Source organism: Bacillus sp. TH19, assembly GCF_016651075.1.
Lineage (GTDB): Bacteria > Bacillota > Bacilli > Bacillales > Bacillaceae_G > Bacillus_A > Bacillus_A mycoides.
Window position 1 is genome coordinate 725,365 of sequence record NZ_JAEKEO010000010.1, and the last position, 22,574, is coordinate 747,938.

Here is a 22,574-nt window from a genome sequence, read left to right on the forward strand (position 1 = left end):
TTTTGTTATATAAATATAAAAAATTAGGAGGAAATTATGCAAACGAAAAGTACTAAAAGGCACATTTCAATGGTTTCATTAGTTTTTCTAGTATTATTTTCAGTGCTGAATGTATGGGCTCCAGTTATTCAAGCCGCTGTGATAAAAAATCCAGTGGACGAGATTAATATTTCTCGTACTGATGGCACAACATCTGAACCATATCAGGCTTCAGATGGTATGAAAGTAGAAGTGAAGTGGTCAGCTAAAGAGCAAATAAAAAGTGGAGATCAATTCACAATTGATATGCCAAAAGAATTTAGAAAAGATCTTATGAATATGAGTTTTCCTTTAAAAGATGCTGAAGGCAAAACAGTTGGTATATGTGAGATGAAAAAGGGTCTATTAACGTGTACTATGGGTGATTATGTAGAAGGAAAGAATAACGTTAAAGGTTCTTTATTCGTAGAATTTTACTTTGGTCTAGAAGCATATGATGGTGTCCAAAAAATCCCATTAGAATTTAACGTTGATGGTCAAATCGTAAATAAAGAAGTAAGTGTAAGTAATACGACAGAGAGACCGAAGCCGCAGCCCAATACAGATAACCTATTGAAATGGGGTTCTTATAATCAAGAAGATCCGTCCATTGCTGATTGGCTTGTATATGTAAATGCAACTGGAACAGAAATGCAAGATCTTAAATTAACAGATACATTAGGACCTGGGCATGAGTTAATTACAGACAGTGTAGTATTAGAAGAGGCTGTATTTGAAGATGGTTATGCACCAACAAATATTAAGCCAGCAGATTTATCTAAAATTAAAATTAATGCAACGAAGACTGGATTTACAATTGAATTTCCAGACAGTTCAAAAGGTTATATTTTAAGATATAAAACAAAGATTACCAATCCCGCTGCAAAGCCTCATAAAAATACAGTGAAATTAGAAGGCAAAAATATTAAAACTGAAGAAAAAGTAGGAGAAGTATTCGTAAGTGGTGGGGGAGGAAGCGGTTCAGGCGAAGATAATCCACCTAGTATTGAAAAGAATATAGTTGATGAGAATGGTAAGCTTGTAGAGAATCAGCAGTTAGCGCAAATGGATCAACCTATTCAATATCAAGTTGGTACACATATACCAAACGATCCTCCTAAATACACATCTATGGTAATTAGTGATGATTTAGAAGATGTATTAGAAGTATTAGAGGCAAAAGTGTATGATCAAAATGGCCAAGATATTACTTCTAAAGGAACACTAAAGATAGATAAACAAAAAAGTGAAGTAGCATTTACGTTCGGTGAGAGTTTTGACTATAAGTCATATGAAGACCAGATAATTAACTTGAATATTAAGGCGAAAATTAAAGCTGATGCAGACTTATCTTCTTACGTAGATAAGAAGATTCCTAATAAAGCAGAATTACATTTTGATGATAAGAAATTAACATCAAATGAAGTAACGGTTACGCCGCCTGAACCTCCAAAAGACGGTACAGTAGCTATTCATAAAATAGATGCTGAGGATCCGACTAAAGAGTTAACAGGTGCCGAATTTGAAGTTCGAGATAGTGAGGATAAGGTTGTTGCAGTACTGAAAACAGGCGAAAAAGGTTTTTCAGCCCCTCAAACTTTAGCACCTGGAACGTATAAAATTTATGAAAAAGTAGCACCTGAAGGATATCAAAAATTAACAAGTCCGGTAGAGGTTACACTTCAAGCTGGAGAAACAAAAACAATTGAAATTAAAAATACCATGCAAAAGGGTCAAATTGAATTAAAGAAAATCGATTTGGAAAATGGTGGTAAAGTATTAGCAAATGCAGAGTTTGATATAGTAAAAGACGGTGTAGTAGTTGAGCATATTATTACAGATAAAGACGGTAAGGCAATTTCTAAACCGTTAGCACCAGGAAAATATATTTTAAAAGAAACGAAAGCGCCCGAAGGATACCAATTAAAAGAAAAAGAGTTCGAAGTAAATGTAACAGGGGACGGCATATTCCCAATAACAGTAGAAAATGCAATGGTAGACAAAGGTAATGTAGAAATTACAAAAGTGGACAAAGAAAGCGGCGCAGTATTAGCGGGTGTCGAATTTGAAGTCCAAGATGAGAAAGATAAAGTGGTAAGAAAAGTAGTAACAGATAAAGATGGAAAAGCAAACGTTTCAGATCTATCAGTAGGAAAGTACAAATTAGTAGAGACGAAAAGCTTACCAGGTTACAAGAAACTAACAGAATCAGTATCATTTGAAATTAAAAAAGGTATGACGACAGTCCTATCATTGAAAGTAGAAAATGAGCAGTTAGACAAAGGCTCATTAGAAATTACAAAAGTAGATAAAGACAGCCAAAAAGCATTAGCAGGCGTAGTCTTCGAAGTGCAAGATGAAAAAGGAAAAGTGGTAAAAAAAGTAACGACAGATAAAGATGGAAAAGCGAATGTCTCAGACTTATCAGTAGGAAAATACAAATTAGTAGAGACGGAAAGCTTACCAGGTTACAAAAAATTAACAGAGCCAGTATCATTCGAAATTAAAAAGGGTATGACAGAAGTCTTATCACTGAAAGTAGAAAATGAGCAGTTAGATAAAGGCTCAGTAGAAATTATAAAAGTAGATAAAGACAGCCAAAAAGCATTAGAAGGTGTAGTCTTCGAAGTGCAAGATGAAGCTGGAAAAGTAATAAAGAAAGTAACAACAGATAAAAATGGGAAAGCAAAAATTGCAGACCTATCAGTAGGGAAATACAAACTAGTAGAAGTTGAAAGTTTACCAGACTATAAGAAACTAACAGAGCCAGTATCATTTGAAATCAAAAAAGGCATGATCGAGGTACTATCATTAAAAGTAGAAAATGAAATGGTAGATACGGGAAACGTAGAGATAACGAAGATAGATAAAGATAATAAGGCGCCGTTAGCGGGAGTAACGTTTGTTGTCCAAGATGAGAAGGGCAATGAGGTAAAAAAAGTAACGACAGATAAAGATGGAAAAGCAAATGTTTCAGATTTACCTGTAGGAAAGTATGAATTAGTAGAGGTAGAAAGTTTACCTGGTTATAAAAAGTTAGAAAAACCAGTATCATTTGAAATTAAAAAAGGTATGACGAAGTCTTTAACATTTACTGTAGAAAACGAAATGGTGGATACGGGGAATGTTGAAATCACGAAAATAGACAAAGATAGTAAAGCACCATTAGAAGGTGTTGTGTTTGAAGTACGTGATTCAAAAGGTAAAGTAGTTACTAAAGTAACAACGAATAAAGATGGAAAAGCAAATGTTTCAGATTTATCTATTGGAAAGTATGAGTTGGTAGAAGTAGAAACACCAGCAGGATACAAACCGCTAGAAAAACCAATTTCATTCGAGATTGAAAAAGGTAGAGTTACAGCATTACAATTAACTGTCGAAAATGAATTAGTGGATACAGGAAATGTAGAGATTACAAAAGTAGACAAAGAAAATAAAGATGCTTTAGCTGATGCCGTATTTGAGATTCAAGACGAAGCAGGACAAGTAGTCGCTAAAATAACGACAGATAAAAGAGGGCACGCACAGGTTACTAATTTATCAGTTGGAACATACAAGTTGGTAGAGGTAAATGCACCAAAAGGATATAAGCAATTAGTAGATCCTATTACTTTCCAAATTGAAAAAGGTATGACAAAATCTCTTGCTTTAACAGTAGAAAACGAAATGTTAGACAAGGGTAATGTAGAAATTACAAAAGTAGATAAAGAAGGCCAAAAAGCATTAGCGGGCGTAGTCTTTGAAGTACAAGATGAAGCAGGCAAAGTAGTAACAGAAGTAACGACAGATAAAGATGGAAAAGCAAAAGTCTCAGACTTATCTGTAGGAAAGTACAAATTAGTAGAAAAAGCAGGCTTACCGGGATACAAAAAACTAACAGAGCCAGTATCGTTCGAAATTAAAAAAGGTATGACGAAAGTTTTATCATTGAAAGTAGAGAACGAACTGTTAGATAAAGGTTCAGTAGAAATTACAAAAGTGGACAAAGAAAGTGGCGCAGTATTAGCGGGCGTAACCTTCGAAGTGCAAGATGAAAAAGATAAAGTAGTAACAAAAGTAACAACAGATAAAGATGGAAAAGCAACAATTTCAGATTTATCAGTAGGGAAATATAAGCTAGTAGAGGTAGAAAGCTTACCAGGATACAAAAAACTAGCGAAACCAGTATCGTTCGAAATTAAAAAAGGTATGACAGAAGTCCTATCATTGAAAGTAGAGAACGAAAAGTTAGATAAAGGTTCAGTAGAAATTACAAAAGTAGATAAAGACAGTCAAAAAGTATTAGAAGGCGTAGTCTTCGAAGTACAAGATGAGCAAGGAAAAGTAGTAACAGAAGTAACGACAGATAAAGAAGGAAAAGCAAAAATCTCAGACTTATCTGTAGGCAAGTACAAATTAGTAGAAAAAGCAGGCTTACCAGGATACAAAAAATTAACAGAACCAGTATCATTCGAAATTAAAAAAGGTATGACGACAGTCCTATCAATGAAAGTAGAAAATGAGCAGTTAGATAAAGGCTCAGTAGAAATTACAAAAGTAGATAAAGACAGCCAAAAAGTATTAGCAGGCGTAGTCTTTGAAGTACAAGATGAGCAAGGAAAAGTAGTAACAGAAGTAACGACAGATAAAAGTGGAAAAGCAAACGTCTCAGACTTATCTGTAGGCAAGTACAAATTAGTAGAAAAAGCAGGCTTACCAGGTTACAAGAAGTTAACAGAACCAGTATCATTTGAAATCAAAAAAGGTATGACGGAAGTCTTATCATTGAAAGTAGAGAATGAGCAGTTAGATAAAGGTTCAGTGGAAATTACAAAAGTGGACAAAGAAAGTGGCGCAGTATTAGCGGGCGTAACCTTCGAAGTGCAAGATGAGCAAGGAAAAGTAGTAACAGAAGTAACGACAGATAAAGAAGGAAAAGCAAAAATCTCAGACTTATCTGTAGGCAAGTACAAATTAGTAGAAAAAGCAGGCTTACCAGGATACAAAAAATTAACAGAACCAGTATCATTCGAAATTACAAAAGGTATGACGACAGTCCTATCAATGAAAGTAGAAAATGAGCAGTTAGATAAAGGCTCAGTAGAAATTACAAAAGTAGATAAAGACAGCCAAAAAGTATTAGAAGGCGTAGTCTTTGAAGTACAAGATGAGCAAGGAAAAGTAGTAACAGAAGTAACGACAGATAAAGAAGGAAAAGCAAAAATCTCAGACTTATCTGTAGGCAAGTACAAATTAGTAGAAAAAGCAGGCTTACCAGGATACAAAAAATTAACAGAACCAGTATCATTCGAAATTAAAAAAGGTATGACGACAGTCCTATCAATGAAAGTAGAAAATGAGCAGTTAGATAAAGGCTCAGTAGAAATTACAAAAGTAGATAAAGACAGCCAAAAAGTATTAGCAGGCGTAGTCTTTGAAGTACAAGATGAGCAAGGAAAAGTAGTAACAGAAGTAACGACAGATAAAGATGGAAAAGCAAAAATTGCTGATTTATCTGCAGGAAAGTACAAATTAGTAGAGAAAGAAAGCTTACCAGGTTACAAAAAGTTAGCAGAACCAGTATCATTTGAAATTAAAAAAGGTATGACAGAAGTTCTATCATTAAAAATAGAAAATGAAATGGTAGATACGGGAAATGTAGAGATAACGAAGATAGATAAAGATAATAAGGTATCGTTAGCAGGTGTAGTCTTCGAAGTTCAAGACGAAACTGGCAAAGTAGTAACAAAAGTAACAACAGATAAGGAAGGAAAAGCAAACGTTTCAGACTTATCTGTAGGAAAGTACAAGCTGGTAGAAGTAGAGAGCTTGCCAGGATACAAAAAATTAGAAAAGCCGGTACCATTTGAAATTAAAAAAGGTATGACAAAATCTCTAGCGTTCACTGTAGAAAACGAAATGGTGGATACGGGGAATGTTGAAATCACAAAAATAGACAAAGATAGTAAAGCACCATTAGAAGGTGTTGTGTTTGAAGTACGTGATTCAAAAGGGAAAGTAGTAACAAAAGTAAAAACGGATAAAGATGGAAAGGCAAACGTTTCAGATTTATCTATTGGAAAGTATGAGTTGGTGGAGGTAGAAACACCAGCCGGATACAAACCACTAGAAAAATCAATTTTATTCGAAATTGAAAAAGGTAGAGTTACAGCATTACAATTAACTGTCGAAAATGAATTAGTGGATACAGGAAATGTAGAAATTACAAAAGTAGACAAAAAAAATAAAGATGCTTTAGCTGATGCCGTATTTGAGATTCAAGACGAAGCAGGACAAGTAGTCGCTAAAATAACGACAGATAAAAAAGGGCACGCACAGGTTACTAATTTATCAGTTGGAATATACAAGTTGGTAGAGGTAAATGCACCAAAAGGATATAAGCAATTAGTAGATCCGATTACTTTCCAAATTGAAAAAGGTATGACAAAATCTCTTACTTTAACAGTAGAAAACGAAATGTTAGACAAGGGTAATGTAGAAATTACAAAAGTAGATAAAGACAGCCAAAAAGTATTAGCAGGCGTAACCTTCGAAGTGCAAGATGAAAAAGATAAAGTAGTAACAAAAGTAACAACAGATAAAGATGGAAAAGCAACAATTTCAGATTTATCAGTAGGGAAATATAAGCTAGTAGAGGTAGAAAGCTTACCAGGATACAAAAAACTAGCGAAACCAGTATCGTTCGAAATTAAAAAAGGTATGACAGAAGTCCTATCATTGAAAGTAGAGAACGAAAAGTTAGATAAAGGTTCAGTAGAAATTACAAAAGTAGATAAAGACAGTCAAAAAGCATTAGCAGGCGTAGTCTTCGAAGTGCAAGATGAGCAAGGCAAAGTAGTAACAGAAGTAACGACAGATAAAGAAGGAAAAGCAACAATTTCAGATTTATCTGTAGGAAAGTACAAATTAGTAGAGAAGGAAAACTTACCAGGATACAAAAAATTAACAGAACCAGTATCATTCGAAATTACAAAAGGTATGACGAAAGTTTTATCATTGAAAGTAGAGAATGAACAGTTAGATAAAGGTTCAGTGGAAATTACAAAAATGGCTGCTGAAAGCAAGAATATATTATCAGGAGCTGTGTTTGAAGTTCATGATGAAAAAGGTAAAGTAGTAGCGAGAGTAACAACAGATAAAGAAGGAAAAGCAAAAGTCTCAGATCTATCTGTAGGTAACTATACACTTGTAGAAGTAGAAGCACCAAAAGGATATGAAAAATTAACTAATCCAATTCCATTTGAAATCACAAAAGGAATGATAAATTCAGTTCAATTAGAAGTATTAAACGAATTGAGTCATTTAGCACCACCAGGTCCAGAAAAACCAGATCCAGAGAAACCGGAAAAACCAGATCCAGAAAAACCGGAAACAACAGATCCAGAGAAGCCTGGAACAACAGATCCAGAGAAGCCTGGAACAACAGATCCAGAGAAACCTGGAACAACGAATCCAGAGAAGCCTGGAACAACGAATCCAGAGAAGCCTGGAACAACAGATCCAGAGAAACCTGAAAAAGAATTACCGAAGACAGGGCAGAAAATGCCTGTGGAACCATATATGGGAGCACTTCTTGTAATGATGAGTTTTGGATTACTCGTATTAGGTAGAAAACAGCAAAGATAATAAAAGTGAAAAGGTATCCTCAAAGTATTTGAGGATACCTTTTTTATCTTTATTTGGCATAAAAAAAGCATCTAGCAAAAGAATTAGCTGCAAATAAAAAACACAAGGGAAGATAAATGTCTTCCCGCTTCACGAATGTGCTTATTTCAAAAAAGTATAAAAACTAGCTTTATTATATATATTTGATGTGTAAAGGTATGGAAGGAAAAGTTTATACGTTTTCGTAGTGTTTTGTTGAAAAAAGAGCAATCTATGTAATTAATTTTAATGATTTAGGAAATAAGTCCCGTTCTTAAAGCGTTTGAAGAGCGATAGTCCAATAGTAGGTGGGAGATGAAATTAGGGTTGGAATCTTATTGGATCTTAAAATGTAGAGGGGGAAAATAATGTAAAAAAAACTATTGTATGTTTAAAAACCTTATGTTACATTTGTGTTACAAGAAAGTTACAAATCGTTACTTTTGTTACGATTTGTTTTCTGTTGCTTTTCGGTATGTTACAGATTATAGTTTGTATTCCAATTAGCTGAGAATGTTTAAAGCTGAAGAAATAGCAAACTATAAACGAAAAATGATTTTTCTATGTGTATAAGAGTGTGTGTAGTAAAGATTCTGAGTAGGGGCTTTATTAAAATTCCTTTTTGTCTTAAAAGAAGAAGAAAACCAACTACCAACTATTTAGGAGTTTTAAGTAATGATAGTAAATGAAATGTACAGTACATAGTTACTTTCAGTCTAATTACTACACAGACTTTTATACATATGATGTTATTGTTTTAGTTATATATAGGGGGAGAGAAAATGAGAAAGTTATTAGCGGTAATTGGACTTACGTTTTTAATGCTAGCTGGATGTAGTAATGGGGATTTTGACAAAGCAATGGATGAAGGGAAGACCGCGTTAACGAATAAAGAATATAAAAATGCTTTATCATCATTTGAACGAGCACTAGATGAGAAAAAAGATGATTCAGATGCAAAAGTGCTTGTAGAACAAACGAAAGTAATGATTGAAGCAGTGAAGTTAAAAGAAGAAACAAAGGTAGAAGAATCGATCAAGTCATTTGAAAAAGTAGAGAGCATGAAGAATGGAAGTAATGCGCTTATAAAACAAGCAAAGGAAGAACGAACAGCATTAGTAGCGATCTTAGAACAAAAAAAGAATTATAGCGAGCAACTGGCAAAAAGTGAAGAGTTAATAAGTAAGAAAAATTATACAGAAGCGAAAGAGATATTAAATAAGCTAGTTTCAGAAACAAAAGATAACAAGAACCTTGAAGAATATAATAAAAAGGCTTTAGGATTAATCACTAAAATTGGTGAAGAGGAAAAAACTGCAAAGAGTGTAACGACAGCAGCGAAGGCACAAAAAAATGATGCAGTAACGAGTCAAAAGGCAGCGACAGAAAAAAATCAAAAGGCAGTAACAGAAAAGAACCAAAAAGCAGAGACAGAAAAAAATCAAAAGGTAGTAACAGAAAAGAACCAAAAAACAGAGACAGAAAAGAATCAGAAGGTAGTAACAGAAAAGAACCAAAAAGTAGAGACAGGAAAGAATCAAGATGCATTTACTTTTGAGAAAGCTAAAGAATATATCAAAAAAGAATATAAAGAAGAATATAATTACACGCTAGAGGATACGCAAGTAGAAAATGGAAAGAAATATTATCAAATTAGAGTGCGTACGACATATAAAATAGAAGGTGCAGCTGGAGCAGGATTTACTGGAGTATTCAAGGTGTTCGAAGATGGTACAATTGTTGAAATGCACTAAATTGATGAAAAAGGTATCCTCAAAGTATTTGAAGGTACCTTTTTAGCATAAAAAAAGCATCTAGCAAAAGTACTAGATGCAAATAAAAACACAAGGGAAGATAAATGTCTTCCCGTTTCCCGTAAGTAATTATATCAAAAAAATTATAAAAAACTAGCTTTATTTTTAATATAATGAATGTGTGAGGCTATGAAAGTAAAAGATTACACTATTTTCATAGTGTTTTATTAAAAAGGAGTTGTATAAATGATTAATTTCAAGCCAGAAAATTTAAACCAACTATTAAAAGTGACGCTTATAAGTGCGAATAAGTCTTATGATACGATTAAAGAGTATGAATTTACGGGAGAAGCAGTAGTATTCCGTGTAGACTTCGAATATATTGACGTTTCTCTAATGATTATAGATATGTTAGGAAGAACTGCTTCTAAATTTAACATTTTGCCATACGCTCGCCCTAATACGAATGAGATAGATTACATTCAGTTTCAGGTGTATTCCATTAATGAAGGGAATTTTAAAGAAATGCTCGACACAATGTAAGGAACTATAATTTTACAAAACTGTATATAACAACTAATATATAATTAATAAATTCATATAATTGGAGTGATGAGATGCAGCCGTTAGAGAGGGAGATTCATTCTAATATGCTGAAAGTGTGGAGAATTCATGCTTTAATTGGGGCGGCGGTTATACTAGCAGTCGTAATTGCGTATTTCTTTTTTATGATTAACTTTAACTGGTGGGGCTGGTTGTTTGGATTGTTAGTGACAGGAGCAGTTATATACGTACCACTCGACTATTTTGTATTTCCAAATTTACGTCAACGTTATTATAGTTACAGATTAAATGAAGAAGAGATTGAGATTCAAAAGGGAATGTTCGTTGTGAAGCGCGTACTTATTCCGATGATTCGTGTGCAGCACGTAACGATTGAGCAAGGACCGATTATGAGAAAGTATAATTTAGCAGAATTACATATTTCAACAGCGGCAACTTCTCATAGTATTCCAGGCTTAACGAAAGAAGAAGCAGAGCAGCTGAAAAGACAAATTGGAGAGCTTGCGAAAGTGAGTGATGAGGGTGTATAAGAGGCAACATCCGATCACGATATTGTTAGGTATTCGAATTGCGACTTTGTTGCCTTTTATTTTGCTTGTTTTATTTCGTTCAGATGGTGAAGTAAAACCTTGGTATTTCTTACATCTTGTTCTTTTGGCCATATTATTTATTATGGCAATTTTCTCATCTATAAAATGGTATTTCAAAGTGTACTGGGTTGAAAATAATATTGTACATATTAAACACGGTGTTTTTGTGAAGAAGGAAAGTTATTTAAATAAAGACCGTGTGCAAAACATTAGTACATCTTCTAATGTCATTTATCAAATGCTTGGGCTTACGAAATTAAATATAGAAGTAGCGGGCGGCGGTAGTGAGCCGGAAGTGATGTTAGCTGGTATTAAAGAAGATGAAGCGAAGGAACTGATTGCCTTATTAAATAAAAAAAGAAGCGCTGCGAGTGAAGAAGTACCCATGGCAGAAGAAAGTAAGACGATTTATCAGTTAACGATGAAAGAGATTTTAGTAGCTTCCATTACGTCTGGTAGATTCGGATTAGTGTTTTCTGGATTACTTCTTATTTACACAGAGTTTAATCAATTTCTTCCAGAATGGCTCATAAATAAAGTGGAAGCGTATGTGATGGATAACGGTGTATACGAATTAATCGTTATGGCCGCGATTTTAATGGCGGTTTCGTGGGTCGTTTCGACAGCTGGTTATGCGCTAAAATATGCGAACTTTAAAATAGAGCGAAACGGAAATGAAATTCGTATTGTGCAAGGGTTATTTGATAAGAAAGAGTTTGTCTTAAAGCTCCACCGCATTCAAGCAATTACTGTGAAAGAAGGAATTCTCCGCCAGCCTTTCGGTTATTGCTCTGTCGAAGTGGAAGTCATTCAAAGTATAGAAGCGGCAGGGAATGAAGTGATGTTACATCCTTTTATGAAGAAAAAAGATGTACAGCAGCTACTTGCCTATTTACAGTTGCCATATGAAATAGAAGAGGAAATCGTTCATTTACCGAAGGCTGCATTACGCCGTTACGTCGTAATGGGCTGGATTACAAGTGCTGTGCTCGCTGTGCCAATCGCTGGTGCGAGTATATATTTTAAACAACATACTGCGTTGTTCGTTCTTATACCGCTATTTATTGTATTTACAATACTTGCATACGCTAGATATAAAAGTGGTGGATATATGATACGAGACAATCAGTTAGTAATGGTGCACCGAGGTCTCGCGAAATATACAGGGATCATGCGAAGAAGGCATATTCAAGTGGTCGGATACAATCAATCTTATTTTCAAAAGAAAGACGAGTTATGTACAGCTGCTGTAGCGGTGGCGGGACATGGTTATGAAGTGAAGCATATGCGAAAAGAAGACGCGCTTCGCATATATAATTGGTACAAAGAAAAAGGAAACACCAGTGTGTAATGGTGTTTCCTTTTTTTGTGTCGTCATTTGTCGATAAGTCGATATATTCGAAAAATCGCTAATATAATTTCATGTACCGAGGTCTCTAAACTCAGAAACTTAAACTAACACATCAAAAGTAGTCACGAACGACGGGCGCGAGAAAATACTTTTTTGCTGTTCTGCATGTGGATGCGCCTGAGCCTGAGCCTGAGCCTGAGCCTGAGCCTGAGCCTGAGCTTGTCCCTCTGCTTGTGCAGGGCGTTTTTTATGAGCGTTTTCGAATGAACGTGATTCTGTCCAGTCTTTAAAGTTTTGCTCAGTTTCCCACATCGTTAAGATGACATATGTATCATTACTTAATGGGCGAAGAACACGGATTGCTTGGAAGCCAGGCTCATTTTCGATTAGACCAGCACGGTTTTTAAAACGGTTTTCAAATACAGGGCGACCTTCGTCTGTTACAGAAATGTTGTTACAAACGATGTAGCCAGATTGTCCTTTAAATTCTCCAACAGCGTCTAATACGTCATACTGAAGTGTCGATTCTACAGATTCTTCAGTATTTTCTTTATAAAACATATCTTTTTCGTTATTTTTTGCAGTGAAATGTGCTTGTTCTAGAGGTGTTTCGTATGAAATAATAGCCTTCATTTTAATGCCCCCTTTATGGTTTGTCTCTATTATATCAATTCTCTTAAAAAACTTCGAAGATTATATACATAAAGATACTTCTTTTTCAAATAATAAATGTACCATCATTTGGAAAGAAGGCCGATGTATGAAGAAAGCAAAGTGGACTTTATTAGGCGGGGTAGCAACGTTCGTAGTAGCGATTGTACTCTATAAACTTATTGTGTTAACTGGTGGCTATATGATGGATGAAAAGCAGCTTGTTTTCCACTCTTCATCACGTATCGTTGACCAGAAAGGAAAAGAAATTACGAAGTTATATGTAGAAAATAGAGAGCTCGTGCCGATTGAAGAAATTCCAAAGTACGTGCAGCAAGCATTTATCGCTGTGGAAGATGCTCGTTTTTATGAGCATCAAGGAATTGATTACCCTTCTATATTTCGGGCGCTTTATAAAGACGCGTTAGCTGGAGAGAAGGTAGAAGGCGGTAGTACGATTACGCAGCAACTGGCTAAAAACATCTTTTTAACTCGCGAAAAAACATTTACGCGCAAATTGAAAGAGGTCGCAATTTCTCTTCAATTAGAGCAAAAATATACGAAGCAGCAAATTCTTGAAATGTATATGAACCATATTTATTTCGGTCATGGGGCATATGGTATTCAAGCGGCAGCAAAGTTGTATTTTAATAAAAATGTAGAAGATTTAACAGTGGAAGAGGGAGCTATGCTTGCAGGGCTTCCGAAAGCGCCAAATGGCTATTCACCGTACTTATCCCTAGAAAAGAGTAAAGGGCGCCGTGATCTTGTTTTGTCACTTATGCATAAACAAGGCTATTTAACAGCGGAAGATAGTGTTCGTTACCAAGGGAAAACAATCGCTCTTTATAAAAATTCAGATGAACGTGAACTCGCATATATGCCGTATATCGATATGGTTATAGATGAAGCGGCGCGTTTATATGGTTTATCGCATCAAGAAGTACTGCGCGGAGGATATACGTTTGTCGTACCGATGGATGAAAAAGTTCAAAAGGTAGCATATAACCAGTTTCAAGATGCGAGAAATTTCCCTGGTAAAGAAAACGGGGCGCAAGGTGCATTTTTATTAATGGATAATCAGACTGGCGGAATTAAAGCCGCGATTGGCGGAAGAGAGTATGTTCCTAGAGGGCTTAATCGCGTTTTTGCAAAGCGGCAGCCTGGTTCTGTTTTAAAGCCGCTTATCGTATATGGACCTGCACTTGAGACGAAGAAATATAATCCATATTCTTTATTAATGAATGAAAAAAGTTCGTTTGAAGGTTATGAACCTCGAAATTATAATCATGAGTATACGAAAGAGATGACGATGTACGATGCGGTATTAGAATCAGCAAATGTGCCAGCTGTATCTTTATTAAATGAATTAGGGGTAGATGAGGGAAAGCAATATTTAGAGAAAGGGAATGTTCATATTGCGGACTCAGGTTTAAGCACAGCACTTGGCGGGCTAAAAAATGGTGTGTCTCCATTTGATCTTGTCAAAATGTACCGATCTTTTTTAGCAAACGGGAATATTATTGAACCGCACGTTATCGATAAAGTATTAAATAGACACGGGGCGGTCATTGGAGAATCATCAAAAGCTGAAACGAAAGTCTTTTCGAAGCAAACGGCATGGTATATGACAAAGATGCTTGAAGGAGTTGTGAAAGAAGGTACGGCGAAAGCTGGCGTATATAATGGAGCTTTAGCTGGAAAAACAGGCACAACTTCATTGCCGAATGATGACAATGGTGCGCGTGATATGTGGTTCGTTGGATATACACCGAATTTAGTAGGTGCAGTTTGGATTGGCTATGACCGCACCGATAAAGAGCATCAATTACAAGATGGAAATGCATCTGCAACGATGTTATTTAAAAAGATTTTAACGAAAGCAAACATACAAGATAAAGCGAGTTTTCATAGGCCAAAAGGTGTTGAAACAATTGGACTGCCAATTCGTTTAGATAAGATTCAAAACGTGGAAGCAAAACTAGCATTTAGTCCTTTCGGTTTATTTGCAATGAAACTAAGCTGGACGCCGCTTCCTGATGAGCGAATTATGTATCGGATTTATAAAGTTGAAAAAGGAATTCATACTCACGTTGGAACGGCAAAAGGAACGGGGAAATATGAGGAGAAGTTTATTAATATATTCTCAAAACCAAGTTTTTACGTTGTACCATATAACACACAAACGAACCGTGAAGGAGAAAAGTCAAAAGTAGCTAAACCGTAGTTTTTCTCTGTGCTATAATAAGAATGTTGCGAAAATAGTAAACGTTTTTACGAACGTTTGTGTCAATTTAATGAACAACGTACATAATGTTATGCATTTTGTTTTTACAAGCTGTATAGTAAAAAAAGATAAATATCGGAATAGAGCATATTTAAAGAAAAAGCATTGGTAAGGAAGGGAGCTAGGGTCTTGGTAAGAACTATAAATGAGACATTTTTAAAAGCATGTAGGGGGGAACGTACAGAGTATGTACCAGCATGGTATATGCGTCAAGCAGGTCGTTCACAGCCGGAATATAGAAAGATAAAAGAGAAATATTCTTTATTTGAAATTACACATAATCCAGAGTTGTGCGCTTACGTTACAAAGTTGCCAGTTGATCAATATAACGTAGACGCAGCAATTCTTTATAAAGATATTATGTCACCACTACCTGCAATTGGTGTTGATGTGGAAATTAAATCTGGCATTGGTCCAGTTATCGATAGTCCAATCCGTTCTTTACAAGACGTAGAAAAATTAGGGGAAATCAATCCAGAAGATGACGTACCTTACATACTAGATACAATTCGTTTATTAACGACAGAAATGTTAGATGTACCGTTAATCGGTTTTTCAGGAGCTCCATTTACGTTAGCGAGCTATATGATTGAAGGCGGTCCTTCTCGTAACTATCATAATACGAAAGCGTTTATGTATGCAGAGCCGAAAGCTTGGTTCGCTTTAATGGATAAGCTTGCAGATATGGTTATTACATATTTAAAAGCGCAAATTAACGCAGGAGTAAAAGCGGTTCAAATTTTCGATTCTTGGGTTGGAGCAGTAAATGTAGCGGATTACCGTATATTTATTAAACCAGCGATGGAGCGTATTTTTGCAGAAGTTCGCCCGATGGTTGTTCCAATGATTATGCACGGCGTAGGTGCTGCACATTTAGTGAATGAATGGCACGACTTACCGCTTGATGTAGTAGGTTTAGATTGGCGCTTACCGATTGAAGAAGCACGCGCACGTGGTGTTCACAAGGCGGTACAAGGAAATATGGATCCTTCATTCTTATTAGCACCTTGGCCTGTTATTGAAGAACATGTAAAAGGTATTTTAGATCAAGGGATGAAGCAGCCAGGTTATATCTTTAACTTAGGTCACGGCGTATTCCCAGAAGTAAATCCAGATACATTAAAACGCTTAACTACATTTATTCATGAGTACTCTAAAGAACAGTTAGCGAAGTAAAGGAGATTGTCTGTATGAAAAAGAAAATTGGTTTGCTTGTAATGGCATACGGAACGCCATATAAAGAAGAAGATATTGAACGTTACTATACACATATTCGCAGAGGAAGAAAGCCAAGTCCTGAAATGCTAGAAGATTTAACAGAGCGTTACCGTGCAATTGGTGGTATTTCTCCTTTAGCTACTATTACATTAGAGCAAGCTAAAAAGTTAGAGACACGTTTAAATGAAATACAAGATGAAGTAGAGTACCACATGTATCTTGGTTTAAAACATATTGAACCGTTCATTGAAGATGCAGTACAAGCTATGCATAAAGATGGAATAGAAGATGCAATTGCACTCGTTCTTGCCCCTCACTATTCTACTTTTAGCGTGAAGTCGTATGTAGGACGAGCGCAAGAAGAAGCAGAAAAACTTGGAAACTTAACAATTCACGGCATCGATAGCTGGTATAAAGAACCGAAATTTATTCAGTATTGGGTCGATGCAGTGAAAGGTATATATAACGGTATGTCAGAAGCAGAACGTGAAAAAGCAGTGTTAATCGTATCTGCACATAGTTTACCAGAAAAAATTATCGCACTCGGCGATCCATACCCGGATCAATTAAACGAAACAGCTGACTATATTGCACGTGGTGCTGAAGTAGCAAATTATGCAGTAGGTTGGCAAAGTGCCGGAAATACACCAGATCCTTGGATTGGTCCAGATGTACAAGATTTAACGAGAGAACTAAATGAAAAATACGGCTACAGTTCATTCGTATATGCACCAGTTGGATTTGTTGCGGAACATTTAGAAGTTTTATATGACAATGACTTTGAGTGTAAAGTGGTAACGGATGAAATTGGCGCGAAATATTATCGTCCAGAAATGCCAAACGCATCGGACGCATTTATCGACTGTTTAGCAGATGTTGTATTAAAGAAAAAAGAATCTGTAATGTAAGTAGAAAGGGGGAGCTTACTTGAGGAAAAAAGTTGTGATCATCGGCGGTGGCATCACAGGATTGACAACAATGTATAACTTACAAAAAGAAATTCGTGAAAAAAACTTGCCGATAGATGCATTGCTTATAGAAGCGTCTGGTAAACTTGGCGGGAAAATTCAAACCGTTCAAAAAGATGGATTTACAATTGAACGCGGTCCTGATTCTTTCTTAGCAAGAAAAGAGAGTGCAGCTAAATTAGTGAAAGAATTAGGACTTGATGCTGAACTTGTAAATAATAAGGCTGGTCAATCGTTCGTTCTCGTAAACAATCGGTTACATAAAATGCCGAGCGGTTCAATGATGGGAATTCCAACGCAAATTACGCCGTTTCTATTTTCCGGATTGTTCTCCCCAATTGGTAAACTAAGAGCTGGTTTTGACTTATTAATGCCTAGATCAAAACCAGTTTCTGATCAATCACTCGGGCAGTTTTTCAGGCATCGTCTTGGAAATGAAGTCGTTGAAAATTTAATTGAGCCATTATTATCTGGTATTTATGCAGGGGATATTGATGAAATGAGTTTAATGTCAACATTCCCTCAAATTTATCAAATTGAACAGGAGCACCGTAGTATTTCACTCGGTATGCGTACGCTCGCTCCAAAGCAAGAGAAGGCTGAATTGAAAAAAGGAATATTTAAAACTGTGAAAACCGGTTTAGAATCTATAGTAGAATCTCTTGAAACGAAGATTCCTAATGATATGGTAATGAAGGGAACTCGTATCGAAAAGGTTGCAAAAATTGGTGATAGTTATACGATTACGCTTAGTAACGGAAAAGAAATGGAAGCAGACGCGATTGTAGTTGCGACGCCGCATAAAGTATTGCCATCTATGTTTGCGCAGTATAAGCAGTTTCGTTTCTTCCGTAACATTCCGTCTACATCAGTTGCAAACGTGGCACTTGCTTTCCCAAAGTCTGCAATTCAGCGTGATATTGATGGTACTGGATTTGTCGTATCAAGAAATAGTGATTATACAATTACAGCGTGTACGTGGACACATAAAAAATGGCCACATACAACGCCAGAGGGAAAAACGCTTCTTCGCTGTTACGTCGGACGCCCAGGTGATGAAGCGATTGTTGAACAAACTGACGAAGAAATTGTACAGCTCGTATTAGAGGACTTACAAAAGACAATGGATATTACAGAGGATCCAGAGTTTACAATTGTAAGCCGCTGGAAAGAAGCCATGCCTCAATATACAGTAGGCCATAAAGAGCGAATGAAAAAGCTCACAACATTTATGGAGGAAGAATTGCCAGGTGTGTATTTGGCAGGTAGTTCTTACGCTGGTTCTGGTCTTCCAGCTTGTATTGAGCAAGGTGAGTTAGCGGCGAAACGTGTGTTATTTCATTTAGAAAAAGTAATGGAGACTAAATTAGTCGCACATTAAAATATTTCAAACAAAACGCCTTCAATTATATTGAAGGCGTTTTGTTTATTGGATAAAATACCTTTAGTCAATAAAGCTATATAAGTTATTTTGTATTATAGGTTGAATACTTGTAAATTAAATAAATTTTGTGTAAAACTTGTCGAAATATAGTTCTATATAACGAATCATTTGATATGATAGAAATGTTGAGAAAATATGAAATAGGGAGAGGGAAATGGCTGTGAAGAAATTATTAAGTGTCTTTTTATCATTGATGTTATTGCTTTCATTTACTGGAACTTTAGCGCAGGCGGAAGAAACTACTTCTATGTCAGTAGAAAAAGCAATTCAAGTATTTAAGCAGCAAGGGAAAACGAAGGGGATAGTGGAAGGATATATCGTTGGGTATACGCAAAGTCCTTCTAAATACACGAAAGATCCGGCTAAGTTTGACGACACAAACGTGGCAATTGCCGATTCGCCAAACGAAACGAATCCAGACAAGATCATGTCTGTTCAATTGCCAAAAGGTGATGTGAGGACGGCTGTAAACGTGAAAGATCATCCTGAAAATATCGGGAAGAAAGTTAGGTTGACAGGGACGCTTGAGTTATATTTCGGTAGCCCAGGTTTAAAATCAGTAACAGCTCATAAGTTTCAAGGAGAAGAACAAAACCGCGTTAGCGATGTAGTGGCATCACCAAATGGTGGGGAAGTTGCAAAAGGAACAGCAGTAACATTAACAACGAATACAGAAGGAGCAACAATCTACTATACGTTAGATGGCTCTAATCCTACAAATAAAAGTGTTCGTTATAACGGACAAATTGTAGTGAATGAAAATAGTGTAGTGAAAGCAATCGCTGAAAAAGAAGGGCTTACTTCTTCAGCAGTTTCGACATTTTCATTTATAATCGTAACAAATGAACCAGTTCGTATTCATGATATTCAAGGGAAATCACATATTTCTACTTACAATGGGAAGAAAGTAAACAATGTGGAGGGCGTTGTCACAGCGCTTGATAAAAATGGTTTTTATATAGAAGATAATCAGCCGGATAATGATCCAGCTACTTCTGAAGGTATTTACGTATACAAAAAAGATGCGAATGTAGCAGTAGGAGATCTTGTCCAAGTTGATGGAGAAGTAGAAGAATATGTTGGACCTGGATATGCAGAGCGATTTGAAACAGACTTAACGACGACGGAAATTAAGGCGAGTCGCGTTGCTGTAATCGCAAAAGATCAACCTTTACCAGCGCCGATTGTATTAGGAGAAAACGGTGTGAAAATCCCTGATCAAATTATCGATAATGATGCATTCGGTCTATTTGATCCAAATGAAGATGCAATCGACTTTTATGAAAGTGTAGAAGGTATGCGTGTTACGATGCCAACACCAAAAATTATCGCTCCGCAGAAAAACGGTAATTTATATGTAACAGTAAAAAATGGCGGAGATAAAGTAGTAACGAAGTATGGTACACCTTTATTAGATAAAGAGCAATTAAATCCAGAGCGCCTTTCTGTAAAAGTACCTCGTGATTATGTCGCGAAAGTAGGCGATACGTTTACTGGAGATATAACAGGCGTAGTAGGATATGACTACGGTTCGTTCCGCATTTCGCCAGTAACGGAATTACCATCTGTAGTGGACGGCGGATTTAAGCAAGTAGGGGCAAATATTCAGCCGCGTCTTGATAAGTTAACAGTTGCTACATATAACATTGAAAACTTCTCAGCGAACAAAAAAGAAACAACAGATGAAAAAGTGAAAGCGTTAGCTTATTCTATTAAATATAATTTGAAAATGCCTGATATTATCGGTGTACAAGAGATGCAAGATAATAATGGAGCAATCAATGACGGTACGACTGATGCGTCTTTAAGCGCAAAACGTATCATTGATGCTGTATTAGAAATTCGTGGACCGAAGTATGAGTATGTAGAAATTGCGCCGAACAACAATCAAGACGGTGGGGCACCTGGAGCGAATATTCGCGTCGGTTTCTTCTATAACCCATCTCGTGTGAAATTAGCGACAGTACCGAAGTTACTAGATAAAAATGTAGTTCGTATTGGAGAAGAAAATTCATTATTTGAAAGTACACGTAAACCGTTAGCGGCAGAATTTACGTTCCAAGGACAAAACGTTGTTGTCATTTCAAATCACTTAAACTCAAAACTAGGAGATGCAACGCCATTTGGAAAAGTGCAGCCGCTCGTATTAAAGAGTGAAGAAAAACGAGTTCAATTAGCACAAGAAGTGAATCATTTCGTACAAGGTATTCAAGAAAAGAATACAAATGCACCAGTTGTTGTATTAGGTGATATGAATGACTTTGAATTCTCTAAACCTTTAGAAGCACTAGAGGGAACGATATTAAAAGATATGTTAAACACAGTGCCGAAAGAGAACCGCTACACGTACATTCATGAAGGTAACGCACAAGTGCTAGATCATATTTTAGTAACAAACAACATCGCACCGCACACAATTGTAGACCCTGTACACTTAAACTCAAACATTATGAAAGAACATGGACGTGTAAGTGACCACGATCCAGTACTTGTTCAAATTGATTTGAAGAAGGCTTCTTAAATAGTCGAGAAAGAACGCTTAGAAATATACTAAGCGTGCTTTTTCTGTAAAAATCATGTTAAAATTAATTTAAAATTCAGTTTTTTATAATGAGGAGGTTAAAGATGCAAGCATGGTTAAATGGAAAGTTAATGAATCAGCTTGCAATTTTTTTTAGCATGATCGTCATGCTTCAGTTTGTAGCCGATATAACAGGGCTTACACAGAATCTAGATAGTATGTATTACTTAATAAATACCGCAACTTCCTATATAACGTTTAGTTTGGCGGTTATTTTTACTTTAATCGGTGCAAGAAGAGAATTAAGTAAATACGCAATTATTTTATTATGTTCAGTTGTAGGTATTAAAGCGATTTATTTTGCGGCGATCGTTATTTTATGAGGATTGGCAGGTACGCCGTAAATGGGAGAGGATTATATGAGTATTGAAAATATAAGATTGATAAATGTAAATGATAATAAGAGCGTAATTCTCTAAGCTAACTTAGGGAATTACGCTCTTATTCGTTCAATTAGTTAGTCCGAAATTGCTTGAAACGCTTTTCTACACCGATCTCTTTTTTGCAGCCTTCTTCTATATTTTTTTCTATCCCGCTTTACTCCTTGTATATACATAAATAAGCTAACGAGAAGGAAGAAAGCACATTGCATCGTTAAAATGTATGGTGACATGCCTTGCAATGGTTGTTTCGGATCATATAAATGAATAGGTGCTCCGCCTATTGAAGGAAATATTGTATTTAGCAGGACGTAAGGAATGGAGGCAACTGCAAATGGAAAGAGAATTGCCATATAGTCCTTTTGTGACCATACAGATGCAGCAAGTCCTAAAAGAGCCATTAAACCTGCAAATAAAAAATTAATTCCGATATATACAGTAATGTAAGTGAGAGGCGCATCGAAATATAGGTTTGCGAACATTCCATCAGCATTTATGATGCCTGAACCAATCGTAGGTGTTCCGTCTGGAATGGTTAATTTGCAAAATAATAACGATAAGATGAATGGAAATGTATAAAGAAATCCTCCGCAAAAAAACGTAACGATATATTTCATTAATGAATAAGGAAATAAAGAAATCCCCTTACTCACAAACGGTTTAAAACCATCTGACTTATCCGAATTGTAACTTGTACTAAAGGGGAAACTCGCAATAACTGGCATTAATAATAAATAAACATCCATTTCATTGTCGCGAAATCCGATCCATTTTATATCTGTTGAAATAGGTCCACTCGCTGCGTCTCCTAAATAACGAATTACATAGTAATAGTGATAAATACAAATAAGAACGAATCCACTAAACATAATAATTAAAGAAATACGACTACAAAAAGCTTGCTTTATATTTAAACGAAGCGCACGCATCATGACTGAAAAAGCCTCCACTATTTTGATAAACTTGTCTATTTTCTATATTACTATTAAATGTAAAGATTTTCTTGTTTTTTTATTTGATTATTTGAAAAAAGGGAATTTCGTTGTCATTAAGTAAGGTTTAACGGAAATTATATTTTCTAAAATATGGTTGACAATTTAGTATTACGTTTGTAATCTTAATTG

13 protein-coding genes are annotated in these 22,574 nt (G+C 35.8%); 11 read left to right on the top strand and 2 right to left on the bottom strand.

Annotated elements, in window-relative coordinates:
* Positions 1–36: 36 nt before the first annotated feature.
* The 5 genes from JFU54_RS21470 (at position 37) to JFU54_RS21490 (ending at position 11,921) form a co-directional block, all read left to right on the top strand.
* Positions 37–7,644, top strand: a complete 7,608-nt coding sequence (locus JFU54_RS21470) for a SpaA isopeptide-forming pilin-related protein (protein WP_201066294.1) — start codon at positions 37–39, stop codon at positions 7,642–7,644.
* Positions 7,645–8,444: 800 nt separating this feature from the next.
* Positions 8,445–9,416, top strand: coding sequence for a hypothetical protein (locus JFU54_RS21475; RefSeq protein ID WP_201066295.1), 972 nt, complete (start codon positions 8,445–8,447; stop codon positions 9,414–9,416).
* 246 nt (positions 9,417–9,662) lie between these two features.
* Positions 9,663–9,959 carry a protoporphyrinogen oxidase gene (locus JFU54_RS21480; RefSeq protein ID WP_201051441.1) on the top strand — a complete coding sequence of 99 codons (297 nt, stop codon included), beginning with the start codon at positions 9,663–9,665 and terminating at the stop codon, positions 9,957–9,959.
* 74 nt (positions 9,960–10,033) lie between these two features.
* Entirely contained in the window at positions 10,034–10,510 is a 477-nt protein-coding gene (locus JFU54_RS21485; protein ID WP_002140736.1) for a PH domain-containing protein, read from the top strand.
* Positions 10,503–11,921: a PH domain-containing protein gene (locus JFU54_RS21490; protein ID WP_201066297.1), complete on the top strand. Its 1,419-nt coding sequence runs from the start codon at positions 10,503–10,505 to the stop codon at positions 11,919–11,921. Before JFU54_RS21485 ends, JFU54_RS21490 begins: the two co-directional genes overlap by 8 nt.
* A gap of 99 nt (positions 11,922–12,020) precedes the next feature.
* Here JFU54_RS21490 and JFU54_RS21495 read toward each other — a convergent pair whose 3' ends face one another.
* A complete protein-coding gene (locus JFU54_RS21495; protein ID WP_201066299.1) occupies positions 12,021–12,554 on the bottom strand; it encodes an antibiotic biosynthesis monooxygenase family protein in 534 nt (177 codons plus the stop codon).
* Between the two features lie 127 nt (positions 12,555–12,681).
* On the opposite strand from JFU54_RS21495, the gene JFU54_RS21500 reads away from it, so the two are divergent.
* From JFU54_RS21500 to JFU54_RS21525, 6 genes are all read left to right on the top strand, one after another.
* Entirely contained in the window at positions 12,682–14,799 is a 2,118-nt protein-coding gene (locus JFU54_RS21500) for a transglycosylase domain-containing protein (RefSeq protein ID WP_201066302.1), read from the top strand.
* Between the two features lie 189 nt (positions 14,800–14,988).
* Positions 14,989–16,035 carry a uroporphyrinogen decarboxylase gene (gene hemE / locus JFU54_RS21505; protein WP_201066303.1) on the top strand — a complete coding sequence of 349 codons (1,047 nt, stop codon included), beginning with the start codon at positions 14,989–14,991 and terminating at the stop codon, positions 16,033–16,035.
* A gap of 14 nt (positions 16,036–16,049) precedes the next feature.
* Positions 16,050–16,985 (top strand): ferrochelatase, encoded by a 936-nt coding sequence (gene hemH / locus JFU54_RS21510; RefSeq protein WP_201051447.1) that lies wholly within the window; start codon positions 16,050–16,052, stop codon positions 16,983–16,985.
* A gap of 19 nt (positions 16,986–17,004) precedes the next feature.
* Positions 17,005–18,426, top strand: a complete 1,422-nt coding sequence (gene hemY / locus JFU54_RS21515) for a protoporphyrinogen oxidase (protein ID WP_201051449.1) — start codon at positions 17,005–17,007, stop codon at positions 18,424–18,426.
* Positions 18,427–18,643: 217 nt separating this feature from the next.
* Positions 18,644–21,010, top strand: coding sequence for a DUF6359 domain-containing protein (locus JFU54_RS21520; protein WP_201066305.1), 2,367 nt, complete (start codon positions 18,644–18,646; stop codon positions 21,008–21,010).
* Positions 21,011–21,114: 104 nt separating this feature from the next.
* Positions 21,115–21,393, top strand: a complete 279-nt coding sequence (locus JFU54_RS21525) for a hypothetical protein (protein ID WP_201066307.1) — start codon at positions 21,115–21,117, stop codon at positions 21,391–21,393.
* Between the two features lie 134 nt (positions 21,394–21,527).
* Here JFU54_RS21525 and JFU54_RS21530 read toward each other — a convergent pair whose 3' ends face one another.
* A complete protein-coding gene (locus JFU54_RS21530) occupies positions 21,528–22,382 on the bottom strand; it encodes a hypothetical protein (RefSeq protein ID WP_002125815.1) in 855 nt (284 codons plus the stop codon).
* Positions 22,383–22,574: the final 192 nt, after the last annotated feature.